The sequence below is a fragment of the Acidovorax sp. LjRoot117 genome (assembly GCF_964252695.1).
Lineage (GTDB): Bacteria > Pseudomonadota > Gammaproteobacteria > Burkholderiales > Burkholderiaceae_C > Acidovorax.
In genome coordinates this window covers 1-14308 of record NZ_CAXUPO020000011.1, presented here as the reverse complement: position 1 = coordinate 14308, position 14308 = coordinate 1, and the positions used below count along the sequence as shown (strand labels likewise).

The window sequence follows — 14308 nt, the reverse complement described above, 5'->3', positions numbered from 1 at the left end:
AGGTGCGATGTCCGCCGCATTCGTGCCGAGGGCTGCGGCTTGCCTGCCTGCAGGACGCGCCCAAAGCCTTTGGGGACGCACGCCGACCGGTGACTTGATTGCCATCATGACGGTGAGAAGCTTGGGTCCTCAAATCGCTCTGAAAATCAAAAAACCAATGAGGCATATGATTAACAGAATAAAACTCTTCACATCTGATTTGGACGAGTACACGGCCATAGTGTCACGCCATCACTCCGCAGGCTCCGCGAGAACCAGAAATTTGAGTGATTTCGAGATGCGGTCTGACGTAATACTGACTGGCGGGCTGTGTTTTTCCCGGACATTCTGGAAGTCCGATGTTCAAATTAAATTTGAAGAAGCGTACGACGGATACGGAATTTCTTTTTCGGACGGTGGAACGCTGGAGGCAGTGCGTTTCGGAGGAGAGGCAAACGCAACAAGCGGGTCGTGCGGCTTGGTCTTGGACTCATCACTGACCAAAATTGCGAATATTTCTCCACGAACCACACTGCATCGGGTTTCGGTCGAAAAAGAAGCAATCCACAAACGACTGTCCGATTTGATTGAGCGGCCTGCAACCCAAAGGATATTGTTCAATCCCGTTCTTGACACCAACAGCTATGAATCTCATGTCATCAAGTCGATGATGAACATGGTACACCAAGAAAAGGATGGCACAACGCCCCTTTTCAGATATCAGGCTGCGCTGACCAGCATGAACGAATACGTAATCAATGTCATCCTGGAAGGCGTGTATCACAGCTACACAGACATGATGAAAAACTCTGGGCCGATGCCAAGCCCGGGAAGTGTCAAGCGCGCAATAGACTATATGGTCGAGAATGCATCACGACCTATGAGGGTGGTAGACATTGCGGAAGCGTCTGGAGTCGGTGTTCGCGCGCTTCAAATGGGTTTCATGAACTTCAAGTCCATGACTCCCATGGCATATCTGAGGCTGGTCAGATTAAACGGTGTGAGAGCGGAGTTGTTGAATGGGGCGTTGGGAAAATCCGTTTCTCATGTGGCCATGTCATGGGGCTTTCCCCACATGTCATCATTCTCAGCGCAATACACAAAAAAATTTGGCGAAACGCCGTCAATGACTTTGAGACGATCCATTGCGCACACGAGCTGAAGAGGAGGTATTGCTGTGGTCAACGCTGTGTTTTTCAAAGGGCCGCTCGCACTTGGATCTATCGAATTTCAACTGTTTTTATCATTTTATTTTGTGCGAATAATATAAAAGTTCGCAAATTTGTTTTTTGCTGCGCTTTTTTGCTACCGGAAGTTGACTGGAGATGCCAAGTGTTGAATAGTTGGGTACGTGGGCAATATATGTTGAAAGCGCTAGAACTGCGAAGGGCGCGATCTTGATAGTCATCGCATTGAGGCGCTAGGTATGCCGGATAGAAATGGGAGCCGCACTCCCCGTGATAGAAAAGAAATGAATGCTTTTTTAGGCCGGGTGCTCGACAGCTACAAAGTTCGAGAAATCACGAAAGATGAGGCCGTTGGAACCCTCGCGTATGTCATGACCGCGTTGGAAACGGGCAACAGCTCCGAGGCGATGAACTGGATCAACCAGTGGTGCAAACGCGTTGCGTGATTACGGTCGAGCCGCAACTTCCACAGAGCTCCGCTGACGCACATGGCACTGGCTTCTGTGCGGGAGGAGGGCGCGAGACCTGCAACACTGGCAATCAGTGGAGAGCACCATCACGCGGCCAACTGCCGAAGGAACCGGTTGTAAGCTGAAATATGCCGCCACCGAGCACCATTCCCCAATCTGGCAAGTTTTGGCGCCTGGCGTGGGATGGCCCCGTGCACAACCCGCATCTCGCCAAGCGCGCAAGGTGAGCCAGAGAGCTTTTGGGGTACAGGCCTACCGTTGACAGGCCGACTGGGTGAGATCGCCATGCACATGGCCGATAGCTCAGCATCTCAACTGGGTGACGCACGTGAGCAGCAGCTTGGTGGCTGTGAATGCCCGTCACCCGCTGAGAAGATTGCTGTCTGTACGCGATGATGGTTGATATCGAATGCAAGGTAGCGGCTCGGCTCTCGAAGCCTGAAGTGCGCGAACGGGGCCTGTGCCGATCACGACGATCTGCACGGCGTGCGTTCATTTTCTTAAAGTTGTTCCGTTTCCTCTTCTCCTGTAGCTATAGAAAGAAGCGAAAAAGATCAACTATCCGCGACACTTTTTGATGATGTTTGTTCCCTAGCTCATCATTTGTGTATTATTGTTCCTCGGGTCAACGATTCAAGGACGACTATGTCAAATGTCCTAGTCGGACGTCGGATTCGCGGGGTGACTGATCAAGCGGACTTCTCTCTCGAGGCTTGGCCTACACCTGACGTCGGCTCCCTCTCAACAGACGTCCAAGCAGATTACTTTAGGCGCAAACGTGCTGTAGAGCTCTGCATTGAGGGAGCATCGGACGCTACGATCAAGCGCAAATGCGGAATTGGGCTGAAGCAAGCTACACGTTTGATTAAAGAGCGCTGTATGGCTCCTAGTCCCGATGGTCTAATTTTTGGCTTTCGTGGTCTAGTGAAGCATCAGCGCATTGCTGCCCCCGTTAGGAAGAAAACGGTGGTACTCGACCAGTTCGGATACGGCGGGACCGGGGCGATGGGCGCCCTTCTACTCGGGGACCCGGAATTCCGGAAAAAGCTCGATTCCAGAATCCTGAGAGTACACAAGGACACCCTGCTGGCGGAGGGTAAGCGCCATCGGGGCGCGCTCTGGGGCTGGTTTCTTGACGAGCTTCGCGCTCGTGGGTATGAATTGAGAAACGAGTGGCCATTCAATTCAGTCTCGCTCGGCTACCACGCACTTCGAAATTACACAGACGCGCTTCTCAAGTCAAAACCTACAGTCCTCGCCCATACTGTTGGTGGAAAAGATGCCGTACGTAAATTGCGCGCTGGCGATGGAGTTAATCGTCCAAATTTAGCGTTATTTCAACGGGTAGAAATGGATGCGCACAAATTAGATGGCCGGTTTTGTGTCTTGATGCCGGCTCCTGGTGGAGGTTGGGTTCCACGCATTATTCATCGTCTATGGGTTATCGTAATCGTTGAAGTGGTTTCGCGCGCTGTACTTGGTTATCATCTGAGTATCAGAAAGGAAGTGAACAAAGAAGACGTTTTAAGAACAATAAAATGCGCGTTGACTAACTGGCAGCCGTTAGAAGTCTCATACTGCGATAAACCTCTAGTGGAAGGCGCTGGTCTCCCACCAATTCTAGGCAAAGATTTTATTGGTATATGCTGGAAAGAAACGAGTGTCGACGGAGCACTTGCAGAAACTTGCAAAACTGTTAAAGACAAGCTGGCTAATGTTGTAGGTGCAGAACTGCTCTCCCCGGAAAACAGTTTTTCTGTCAGAAGAAGCTTAGACGATCGGCCTTATATAGAGAGCTTTTTCCGCACGCTAGGGGATCGCGCACTTCAGAGGTTATCTAATACGACCGGATCTAAATCCACAGATCCTAAGAAAATCAATCCTACTGGGGTGGCATTAGAAAGCCAGTTTCAATACGAATACCTAATTGAGCTGTTGCAGTCATTGATTTGTAATTATAACGCTGCAAAACACGGTGCTCTTGGTTATAGATCTCCACTCCAGATGATCAAGTATTATTTTGAACAGGGGATGCTACCAGAGAGGCGCGCCGATCCAGAATTGGTGCAAAGTCTGCTCAGTTACCGTAAGCTATGTTTGGTGCATGGGGGGGCAGCTGAGGGCAGGGCTCCATTCGTGAACTTTGATCATGGGCGCTATGGTGGTCCAGCAATCGCTGACCGGGAAGATCTTGTTGGAACAAAAGTGTGGATGACAAACCATATCGAGGATGATGCTAGGGTTGCCCGCTGTACAACAATTAATGGGCAGCTTGTTGGTGTATTACGCGTAGCACCGCCTTGGGATAAATTGCCGCATACGATATCCATCCGTCGAAGTATCAAGTCATTTCAGAATATTAAGAAAATTGAATCCCTTAATAATGATGCAATCCGTACATTTATGAAGTTTGTTGAGGCTCAGAAAAACAATACTTTGCCAGTTCATCCAACATATCTAGAGGTGCGTAGAATATTGTCACAGCAGGCAGAGAGTTTTGAAGGTGATAGCGCCGCAGCACGTGCACTAGAGAGTCTTAAGGGAATGGCGCCAGTCCCCAGCCGAGAGGAGAAACATCCTGAATCTGCATCAAATTCCAACGAATCGAAAATTCGTAAAATTGGTAAAGATGCCGGTAAAAGGGCTCTCCCGACTAAACGTTTAGCCAAGGATTGAAATGAGAAGACTGCCTGATCACATATCGTCTGACCACCCGATTGTGACAGGTCGGTATGCGATTTTTACTCCTGCAGTTGCAGCACTTGCAGATACGCTAGGTGACTGGCTAGACAAAAAAATAACGGGGGCCTATATATATGGGCCTTCTCGGTGGGGTAAAACGCGTGCAGTGCAATGGTATCTAAAAAGTCTGCTGGAGGAGCGCCTTGGTGGAGATCAGCCTTTACATATATGGATTCGCCCCCTGACGTTCAATACGCCTGGAGAGTTCTACAAAAGTCTACATGTCGGGGTAACACATCAATTCAGCAAAGGTCGCATCAGTCCAAATGATCGATTAATAATGCTTAGAGAGTTTTTTCTTGCGTCCGCAGACAACTGTAGAACCACGACTGTAATCCTAATCATTGACGAAGCACAAGGCATGACAACCAAGGAGTGGCTCTGGCTTTTGAGTCTGCAGAATTTGATGGATCAGCAAGGATATGTCTTAAGCGTCTTTTCAATCGCATCGCATCAGATGGCGTATGAGTTCGATCTGTTGACGAGAACCGGTAACCCTCACGTCGGTGCTCGTTTCCTTGTAGACCAATGGCGATTCCCGGGTGTAGAAAGTGAAGAAGAACTTGCTTTCATACTCGATGGGTATGACGAGCAAAGTCGATGGCCAGCTAGCGGTGGTGTTTCGTACTTGGAGCATTTCGCCCCAGCATACTTTGGGCATCAAAAGCGCCTCGCAGGGGCAGCGCCCAGCATGTGGCGAGCACTTGTTGCCTTACTGCCATCCGATCACGAAGGTCGCATTAGTTTTCCTATGAAGCACATCGCCCTTGCCGTTGAGGATGTACTCTTTCAGTTGGCCTTTGGTGCGGATTGGGAGGACGTCACGTCTGTAGAAGCTTGGGTGGATACGCTGACAACTCATAGGTTGGCGGATCATATGCGCGCAGTCGCGTTAGATATTTGATGTGACTGAAACTGGGCGCGCCATTGAACGGGCAGTCGTCGTCAATGATTTGACGGCTCGGGCTAACCCGCTGCGCCTTGGACAGCTACCAGCCTACGCGTGGCGCCCTGGCTACGTACATAAGTACGCATCCCTCTGGGTCACGGCACTTAGGTTTTTCATTTTGAATCGGCCGGACTTTCCCACTTTTGTGGCCGACGTGTGCAAAAATCGTCACACATTCGAACTGCAAAAGTGTATTTATATTGATGCACCACCTGAACTTATAGGCAAATGCATTAACGTTGATTTTTTTGTCGAATCACTTCGAGAAAATCGTGATTCCTTTCGATGGGCAAGTTTGAGTGATTTCCCTTTTGGTTTTCAATTAAATATATTTTCCGAGAGTCCGGCTATATGCTTGAAGTGTATATCACATGGGTTTCACTCTGCCATTTATTCATTAAAGTGGTTTGACAAATGCCCCTTGCATGACGAGAAGCTGATATACGTTTGCCCTATCTGTGGGAAGTCACTAAAATCCGCAATGAGGGCAAGGCAAAAATTCGCAGCCTCCATTTGCAATTGTAATAATCAGTGGATGTCAATAGAAGTGGCGCGATGCCCGCCCAAAAATCCAGATAGAGACAATTTGCTGTCGGATATGGTTAAATGGATCGAAGACTCGGCGAGTAAATGTTGGATCTACATTCCATATTCTAAGGAATATGATAATTCTGTTGTGGGCTATCGCCATCTGTCGTTAGGGCTTTCTGAACTTAACGAATCGATGCCCGCTTGGGTTGATATGAAAATTCCTCCGGATGCTCAATTCATGACGCCTCGGTATCGCCCTTTCTCGATTGGATCCATTCTCGATTTCTCAAGCGTGGTCATCAAGGTTAGAGGTCGAACGAAACGTGTATTTGATTCGGGATTTGTGTTTGACGATATTTCTAGATTGAAAATTAAAAACTATAGCGTTGAAATTGATTTTGAAAATTTGGATAAACATAAAATATCGTCTTTTGTCATTTTTAAGAGTATGTTGCGCTATGCAGTTAAGCATTTGCTGGGGAAAAGGGTTAATCTTATCCATTGGATTGAAAGAAATCAAAGTGCGAGATTATTAAGAGCCAAAGTGGAGGCAAGCTATTATGTGGCTGTCGCTTGGGCAATATTGCATTGGATGCGTTCGTCTATCTGGCGTACTGTCGTCGTGGATAGGTGGTTTAAAGGCTTTCTAGACGAAGAGGATTCTGAGTACTATTTTTTTGGTGGCTATCAAAAGCGCACTTACGGAGCGCAAAGAGTTATTCTTGCGGGAGCTCAAGAAAAGTCCGAACTTTGGATCGAAAACCGAGTTAATGCCGCCTCACTTTTAGATCTATTTCCCACACCGGAGGATTTGCAAAGATGCTGTACGGACCAAGGATTTATAGATGAATCGCGGGGTACTTCTCCGAGGACTCCTTTAGAGTGGTGGGCTTGGTGCGGCGTCGATCATCGCTTGAGACTCGCGGTGATGCAGCGCCAATCCGTTTTTTGGCATCGTGTCGCATCGAGAGCGCCATCTAAGACTGTGCGAACTGCGGAAGCTGAGAAAAAGCACATATCACGCCAACTGGAACTGCACAAAAAAATAATCGCCCCTGTCATTGAATTCCGGAATGACGCTTCTTGGCAATATCGTGGAGACCTGTCGGATCTTGCACACGGGATGATCAGGTGTTCTCGCCTTGTGATGGGCAATGGAAATTATTATCGCTTTTGCGTCGCCGAACTGCCGCGTAATTTGGTGGCGCACTGCGAACGTTGGGTACTGCGGTGCTTAGATCTGCCAATTTTGGTTTTTTCGAGTACTACGCGTGAGGGAGTAATTCGTTTAAAACAAGCTGCTATGCTGTACCAAAAATCATGCTTACGGAACTAGTCTGCAATAAAGCCGTAGATTTGCTGGCCATAGTCGATTTTTGCTAGCGGCAACCAGTATTGTAAAGTGATTAAGCGCTAGGCTATTTTTGCAAATAAAATGATGAGGCAATATTATGTCGATTCGATTTTGCAAGACTTTTTGAGTTGATAGATTTTATTATTGAAAATTAGATGTTGAAATTTGCAGATCTCTGCTTATTCCACTGGCTAAAGTTATTCTGTTGGGGGTGATCCTGTTTTCCGTGCAATCTTTACGCTTGCTGAACAGGGTTAACCCTATGTGGATCCGACACATTGGGCGTTCCCACTTGCGTTCCCAATCAGCCGGTTTGGCGTCTTGGGCGAGCTCTAGTGTCGGTTTAGAACAGAGCGGACTGGGCGTTCAGTGGATCCGGCTTTTTTAGCTCCCCACTGCGCAGCTATCTGATTCGGTTCAAGCAAGCTGTCGCAGGCGCGCCGCAAGGTGGAGCGCTTGATGCTTAGTGAGTCCAGTTCGCCCATCCACAGGAAACAGAGATGTCGTTAACGGTCGATACAGCCACGATCGATCATCTAGAGCCAGCCACGGGCTGTGACGCATTTCATGCTCTGATAGCCAAGCATGGCACTCGGCTTGTCGCTGGTACGAGACTAATGTGTCTGGCACATCTTGCAGTTCGCTAAATCGGCGCGTCACCCCCGCAATCCGATTCGCTACATCGCTGGAGAAATAGCTGCGCAGATCATCCAGTGGCTTGTGCAACCGCCATGTGCTTGTGATCACGAGCTCGCAGTCCGGAACCTCGCGCAGCACGCCCTCTAGAAAGGGTAGGCAGCAGAAATGCTTGGACTCATGGCAATGCTCTGGATGCAGGACACCGTGAAAGTCCAGAAAGAGTATGGGCATAGCGCTAGCTCAGACGGAGACTTCGGACAGGGATGAATACAACTAACGCTTCAATGAGACTAGTTGGTCGTGGTCTTTTTGGTCTCGCTGGGCGGAAATCGGGGGAATGTCTTCCCGAAAGCGCGTCCGTCCTCAAGCCGACTTTGGTCGGGCGCTGCAGCAATTGCGCGCGGCACGGGGCCTCGTTCAGGAGGACATGTTGCTCGCAACTAGCCGCCGGCACATCAGCCGCATTGAGCAAGGTCATCAAGTGCCGAGCCTGCGCACTGTCGAAGTGTTAGCCCAACACATGCAGATTCATCCTTTGACGCTGGTGGTTGCCGCGTACTGCCCGGACCTGGATGAGGCGTCGGTCATCGAACTCCTCAACACCGTCAAAGCAGATTTCAAGAGCATCGGTCCCAACTAAGCCGCACATGCCGGTCGGGCGTTCTCCTCGGCATCTTGTACCAGCATGACCAGGGCCTGCATCAGATCTTGACCCAAGGGCAATGTCAGGGGATCACTCCGGTGCAGCATTCGATTGACGATTTCCCGGTCAACTGCAGTGTTCATTAAGCACAGTGCCGCCTGCAGGGTATCCATTCCGACCTCGAAGCTGTCGTCTGATCCTTTCCCACCCGCCTTTGCGAGAAGTAGCAGTGTCAGCGGCAAAGCGGCTCGGGCTGGATCTTGGTCTCCGCTCCAGGCGACTCCGGATAGGAGATCTCTAAACTGGTCTGACACCAGCAACAACTGCTTATCGTCAAGCGCGTCCGGCAAGACGGCTTCCCACCCACGCGACCTGACCAAGTCCATCATGTCGTGGGCTCCAAAGTGTCCGAGAGTCGATTTTTCCAAACGCAGCATCATTCGCCATTCAAGTTAATATGAGACCAATTGGTCCCATTCGGGACCGTGGCGTGCGAAGATACCGGAACAGGAGTGCGGTCGGAAGCGTCAAAGTTTGCCTGGCACTCAATGGAAAGCTAGGGGTTGCCCAACCGTCTTTACCGGCAACCGGTCTGTTGTCTATACTATTTAACCCTCTTGAAGAATCGCCTAGATCTCACCCGCCTGGCCGAACTCGACAGGCAGTTTTGCGACTTCGCGAAACTGCAGCGCCCCACCACGCCCAGATGCGGATGGGCCAAGACGGTGCGCCTGGCTCTGGGGATGAGCTCAAAAGCGTTGGGGGAGCGCATGGGCGTGACCGCTCAGGGCGCTCGCAAGCTGGAGCAAGCCGAAGAAAACGGAACGATTACGCTCAATACCCTTGAGCGCTTGGCCCAGGGCCTCGACTGCGATGTTTATTACACGTTCGTCCCTCGGACCAGCTTGCTGGAACAAGTGCTCAGGCGTACGCACGAAGCCGCCGGGATTGCGTTGCCACATTCATTCAAGCTCAGCGAAGTGCTGACCGAGCCGCAATCTCTCGCTGCGTTGTCCACGGTTCTCGCCCAAGTGAACAAGAGAGGGCTTTGGTAGGTCAGGTTCGGCATCTGCCGACGCCTTCATGGCCAGGATCGGTACCATAGCCGTGATTGAGCCATGGCCGTAAGAGCGCTTGGCAATCTGCAGGCGCTCGCTGATGCGATCTAAGCAAAGCAGGCTTGCGGCGTAACTCCTGCAAAAGCATGCGCCCCGGCGGCGACGGTCTTCTCCCGATAGCTGACCTAGGAATTGCTGCCCGAGATCTGCCTCCATGTGGAAGGCCTATGCAGCTCATTGAGAGGGCGGCAACAGACTTTTCATCCCTCTTGGCCACGCGCCAGCACAGACTGCATCCCAGATCGAGTCACTTAGGTCATCTGCGATAACACCGAGCATGCGCGAGGCATTGGCGGTCATCAGTACTCGCAGACCTCGGCTCTCTTCTGGTGGGGCGGACAGCTGATAGCTCCGGCCCGATTCAGTTCTGACAGTGCCTTGCTCGACATCTATTGCAATCAGGGCCGAGGTGACTCGGAGCGATCCTGAAGGGAGCTGTGCAGTGATATGCAGCGCGCAGTTGCCGCGCTTCAGTATGCGCCAGTGGTGCAACTTCGTTTTTGGCTCCGATAACACTTCAGGGGCCGGCCGGTCATTGATGAAGGGGTACATATGGAATGGTTGCCAAGCTGGCCGTTCGACCAGGGTTTGCTTCAGAGCACGCGATGCGAGTTTGCGCACAAGCCGAGGTCAATCTTTCATTTATCTCGCGCTGAGCGGCATTGAGATCACGCCGATATTGAGCATCTCACTTGCAATTGGGGGAGGACGGGCCGCTTACCGTGCTACCACCGACACACCGCCCACTGCCGCTAGTGAGGCAGGCCACTTCTTGGCAAAAATTCCACTCCCGTGCGCTTGACAAGGTCTGGATAGCTGATGGGCCGGCTCACCCTCTCACCCTCACGGTTCTCCTGCCAGTGCGCCCAGGCTCTCTGGGTCACGGCGTCGTAGACCAGCTTGTACAAGTAGGTTGGCACTTTCACGCCGTTGGCTCCAATGCGTGGACCGCTGTCTGTGAACACGGGCCCGGTGATCACATATACGTCCCCCTTGGCACGCTTCACATATTGTCGGGTGTCCTGCTCGATCTTGTTCCAGGCGCCGCCGTTGTGCTGCGCGTTTTGAGGCACCATGTTAGCTAGGCTAAAACTCTGGGCCATGGCGGTCGGGGTGTCCATATCGCCCGCCGGAGCCATGTGCCCTCGGGAGTAGCCGGAGTTCTTGTAGTCCTCCAACTCTGCACGTTCACCGCCAGGCAGCCGCGCATCGGCAAAGAATCGCTTGGACCGCTTCTCGTTGGCGTCTTCAAGGATCCGGCGATTCAGGCGCTGCGCCACGTAGACTGGAGTCTTGGTGCTCCCTGAGTGCAGCACCGCAAAAGCTTCATAACAAAGCTCCCGCAACTGCGGCCTTGGTTTGATGGCGGGAGGGCTGCCATTCACAAAAAACTGGGGGCACTGCGCGAAGCTGGACGGCTGTGGCGTCAGCAGAGCGGTGTTGTCGAACTGCGCAATGCGGGCTTGGGAGAGATTGGGGAGAGTCGCACCCGCAAGTGACAGGGCCAGTATGGCCGACACGCGTACTCGGTTTGGCCAAGAGACGAAAATATTCACAGAAGGGCAAGCAGGTTGATGGTAAGGAGCTCCATTGAAGCACTTTTCACGTGTCCCCCCAGGACCCAAGCACGCAGAACGTCCAGGGGTTACCGCTGCTTGCATGGGCGCAGATGGTCCATCCTTTATTGCGCGGAGTGCGCCAGGTCCACGCTCACCGAACATGCCAATTGCAGATAGTTCTGATGCCTACAGGAATGGTCTTGGCAAGACCGTCCGCATAGGAAAAATGAACGGGCTGCACCACAGTTGCTGATGAACCTTTGAGCAGTTTGCCGACATGGTCGACTCAGTTGCAGGTGTATACCTAAGCCGCTCAACTGCCTTCGTACTTACATGGCCAGCGTCAACAGTCACATTGCAGATGTAACCCTGCAAAATATAGAGAACTTGCTTTGTACAGAAGATAGGCGACGAAGACGTAAACCCTTGCGTTACCGTGTGGTAACTCACATTGCACGTGCCTGCGGGACCATTGGTTTTTTAATGGCGAATGCAGCCTTTTTTGTCGGCTGGGTTGTTTTCAATCGCTTCATCTACGCATTTGATCCTTATCCGTACACTTTTTTATTATTTGGAGTGTCACTGGAGGCCATATTTTTGTCTGTACTAATTCTCATTAGTCAGAATATGGATGCAGCCGAAAGCGAGAGGCGTCATCACTTGGACTTGCAGATGAATCTGCTTACCGAGCGAGAAATCACAGCTGTGATGCGACTGTTGGTCAAAGTGGCCGAACGCTCAGGCTTATCTGAACAGGACACTGAGGAAGTCCGCCAGTTTGCTCATGAAACCGACCCCACGGCAGTGCTCAAGCAAATCGTACAGGCCGAACGCAATCATAGGAATTAAGTTGGGACTTGCTTGAAACGCCAGCGTCCGCAAAAATCCAAGCCTCGCGCTATAGGGTCATGAGCGAGGCAGCAACTCGTCGAATTTCGTGTTCAGATGCCGTAACCTCTGGCAACATGCTCGCGTCGACAAACGCATCTTAGACCCAACGATGACCCAATTTTTCTCTGTCTTGGTCGCTCTACAACGACACGCCGGATACGAAGACGTTCACCACGACTTGGTGATGGAAGATGCGATGAGACCCGGGTGGTCATACTCGTTTGTGCGCGATGAAGGGTCTGCTGTAGTGGTGGCGATTGAGCGACCAGAGGGGTATGAGCGCACGCCTGCGACCACGCTCGCTAAAGACGTGATCAAACCTACTTGGCCATCTTGGTCCGTGATTCGGCGATAGCAATGCGTGCGGTGACGCCAGGGCGCCCCTGACGCACCGAATGGGGGGCGGTAGGTATATAACCATACACCAGTCTTTTTGAGATGGCCGGGTGCCCGCCTGTCCGGTCCATTAGCGATACGCAAATCCAGGTGGAGCGCAACCGGGCAACAGAAGATAGGTTTGCGCAGTCTCTAGGAGGGCCGAGGTGCCCCCTGTGTTGGCCTTTACGACTTATGTCGTGCTGCGAACCGCGCTGTAAGGGCAACGACAGCTAAGCCTACGCGAGCAGGGGTGAGTGTCTCCACAGAGAGTGAATACACAATCTTGGAGAGCTTTTCGTCAAGAGATTGAACTGTCTCAGCACCCTCAGCCGCAGGGCTTGCGGGCTGGGGGTGTGCGGCTGGTAGTCTGTGCGAGCCGTTTTCTCGAGCATAGACTTTGGTGAATTCAGCGCCAAGCAGGAAGATTTGGGCCGCGTAGTACACCCATATAAGTAGTACCGCTATCGACCCTGCGGCTGCATAGGTTGAACTGACCCCCGCTTTACCGACATAAAGGGCGATGAGCACTTTGCCGATTTCAAACAAAATGGCAGTCACAACTGCACCGATCCAGACGTCGCTCCACGCAATCTTGATCGAAGGCATCAACTTGAAAATCATCGCAAATATAGCGGCTTCGAGCGCTAAAGACAGCGCAAGGTTCAAACCTTGGAGAAGAATCTCCCAACCTGGAAGCATTGCAGAGAACAGCTTGCCGGTAGCTGCAACTGCAGCGCTCACCACCAAGGACGCAGTTAAAAGGAACGCCAAACCCAGTATGAGCCCGAACGACAAGAAGCGTGCCCGCAAAAGTCCCCAGAGCCCGTTCGGCCGCGCCTTTTCCGGAACGTGCCAGATGCGATCAAGCGCGCTCTGAAGCTCTGCAAAGACGGTTGTCGCGCCGACAATCAGCATCACAATGCTCAGCCCACTAGCGATGACTCCTTCAGCTGGTTCCCTGGCCGTGCTGATAAGTCCTTGGATTGCGCTCGCACCATCTTTGCCTACGAGCCCAGAAATCTGGCTGTGAAGAGATCCTCGCACCGCATCCTCTCCAAAAAAGTATCCGGCGACAGCGATGACTATGATCAGTAACGGTGCAATCGAGAACGCGGTGTAGTAAGAGATAGCCGCACCCATGCTGGGGGCGAAATCGTCCACCCACTCAATGACTGACTGCTTAGCTATTCTAAAGATTTGTACAAACATCATAGCCCATCATGTTCACCTTCCAATTGATTCGGCCGTGTAGGAGTGATCCACAGCGCTTGCGTGAAAGAGTCCTACGCGTCGCGTTCCAGATGACTGCGTCGACCCAAAACGCTATCAGCACGGGAACACGCCATGAATGACTGGTCCGAATCACACTTCGATTTCTTAACGCGGCATAAGACCGTCAGAGATACGACACCCGCGCAATCGGACCAGATCGGTAAACGACAAAGTGATGACGAAGGAGCCGGTGATTGGCTATTGAGATGACGATATGTATTTCGCTTCATCGCATAGAAGCACTTCACTTCTTCGGCCTATCAGCAAGTTGTCGATCAATACGCGACAGCAGTTGCTGAAGCGCTTGGAAGTCGATTGGCTTTGCAACTATCTCGTCAAAACCGTCGAGCATCACCAGATCGACGTGCACGTAGTCACTTCGGACCGCCAGCGCCGTCACTGCTGCACCATGCCGAGAATGAGAAATAGCTTTCAAAGCTTTCGCAAGGTCATTCCCCACCATGTCCCAAAGGTCTTCATCAATCCATACCACGTCACTGTGTAAACGTTCCATGGATTCGATAGCCTCTCTGGCGCTCTGCGCAGTTCTCACAGAGCGGCCATCAAGCTCAAACAGTTGCTCGACCATCTCCAAG

Annotated in this window: 13 protein-coding genes; 8 read left to right on the top strand and 5 right to left on the bottom strand. The window is 51.6% G+C overall.

Annotation, left to right across the window (positions count from 1 at the left end; genetic code table 11):
• Positions 1-7: 7 nt before the first annotated feature.
• The 5 genes from ACSQ3D_RS21990 (at position 8) to ACSQ3D_RS21970 (ending at position 7194) form a co-directional block, all read left to right on the top strand.
• Complete coding sequence (locus ACSQ3D_RS21990) at positions 8-1141, top strand: helix-turn-helix domain-containing protein (RefSeq protein ID WP_436128324.1); 1134 nt, start codon at positions 8-10, stop codon at positions 1139-1141.
• A 309-nt stretch (positions 1142-1450) separates the two neighbouring features.
• Entirely contained in the window at positions 1451-1612 is a 162-nt protein-coding gene (locus ACSQ3D_RS21985) for a hypothetical protein (RefSeq protein ID WP_200912387.1), read from the top strand.
• 705 nt (positions 1613-2317) lie between these two features.
• Entirely contained in the window at positions 2318-4312 is a 1995-nt protein-coding gene (locus ACSQ3D_RS21980) for a hypothetical protein (protein ID WP_436128323.1), read from the top strand.
• A gap of 1 nt (position 4313) precedes the next feature.
• Entirely contained in the window at positions 4314-5282 is a 969-nt protein-coding gene (locus ACSQ3D_RS21975; protein WP_436128322.1) for an ATP-binding protein, read from the top strand.
• Positions 5283-5862: 580 nt separating this feature from the next.
• Positions 5863-7194, top strand: a complete 1332-nt coding sequence (locus ACSQ3D_RS21970) for a hypothetical protein (protein WP_436128321.1) — start codon at positions 5863-5865, stop codon at positions 7192-7194.
• A 435-nt stretch (positions 7195-7629) separates the two neighbouring features.
• On the opposite strand, the gene ACSQ3D_RS21965 is transcribed toward ACSQ3D_RS21970, so the two are convergent.
• The gene (locus ACSQ3D_RS21965) at positions 7630-8082 is read right to left on the bottom strand and encodes an HAD domain-containing protein (protein ID WP_436128320.1); all 453 of its coding nucleotides are present in this window, start codon (positions 8080-8082) and stop codon (positions 7630-7632) included.
• 106 nt (positions 8083-8188) lie between these two features.
• On the opposite strand from ACSQ3D_RS21965, the gene ACSQ3D_RS21960 reads away from it, so the two are divergent.
• Complete coding sequence (locus ACSQ3D_RS21960; RefSeq protein WP_436128319.1) at positions 8189-8491, top strand: helix-turn-helix domain-containing protein; 303 nt, start codon at positions 8189-8191, stop codon at positions 8489-8491.
• Here the strand turns inward: ACSQ3D_RS21960 and ACSQ3D_RS21955 are convergent.
• Complete coding sequence (locus tag ACSQ3D_RS21955) at positions 8488-8883, bottom strand: hypothetical protein (RefSeq protein WP_436128318.1); 396 nt, start codon at positions 8881-8883, stop codon at positions 8488-8490. The genes ACSQ3D_RS21960 and ACSQ3D_RS21955 overlap by 4 nt on opposite strands.
• 228 nt (positions 8884-9111) lie before the next feature.
• Here ACSQ3D_RS21955 and ACSQ3D_RS21950 point away from each other — a divergent pair, with 228 nt between their 5' ends.
• Positions 9112-9549 carry a helix-turn-helix domain-containing protein gene (locus ACSQ3D_RS21950; protein ID WP_436128317.1) on the top strand — a complete coding sequence of 146 codons (438 nt, stop codon included), beginning with the start codon at positions 9112-9114 and terminating at the stop codon, positions 9547-9549.
• Positions 9550-10364: 815 nt separating this feature from the next.
• On the opposite strand, the gene ACSQ3D_RS21945 is transcribed toward ACSQ3D_RS21950, so the two are convergent.
• A complete protein-coding gene (locus tag ACSQ3D_RS21945; RefSeq protein ID WP_436128316.1) occupies positions 10365-11168 on the bottom strand; it encodes a DNA/RNA non-specific endonuclease in 804 nt (267 codons plus the stop codon).
• A gap of 336 nt (positions 11169-11504) precedes the next feature.
• Between ACSQ3D_RS21945 and ACSQ3D_RS21940 the strand changes: the two genes are divergently transcribed.
• Positions 11505-12020, top strand: coding sequence for a DUF1003 domain-containing protein (locus tag ACSQ3D_RS21940; protein WP_436128315.1), 516 nt, complete (start codon positions 11505-11507; stop codon positions 12018-12020).
• Between the two features lie 603 nt (positions 12021-12623).
• Here the strand turns inward: ACSQ3D_RS21940 and ACSQ3D_RS21935 are convergent.
• Both ACSQ3D_RS21935 and ACSQ3D_RS21930 read right to left on the bottom strand, forming a co-directional pair.
• Positions 12624-13649 (bottom strand): YihY/virulence factor BrkB family protein, encoded by a 1026-nt coding sequence (locus ACSQ3D_RS21935; protein ID WP_436128314.1) that lies wholly within the window; start codon positions 13647-13649, stop codon positions 12624-12626.
• Between the two features lie 307 nt (positions 13650-13956).
• Positions 13957-14308 (bottom strand): response regulator (locus tag ACSQ3D_RS21930; protein WP_436128313.1); only part of this gene is annotated, 352 nt, incomplete at its 5' end.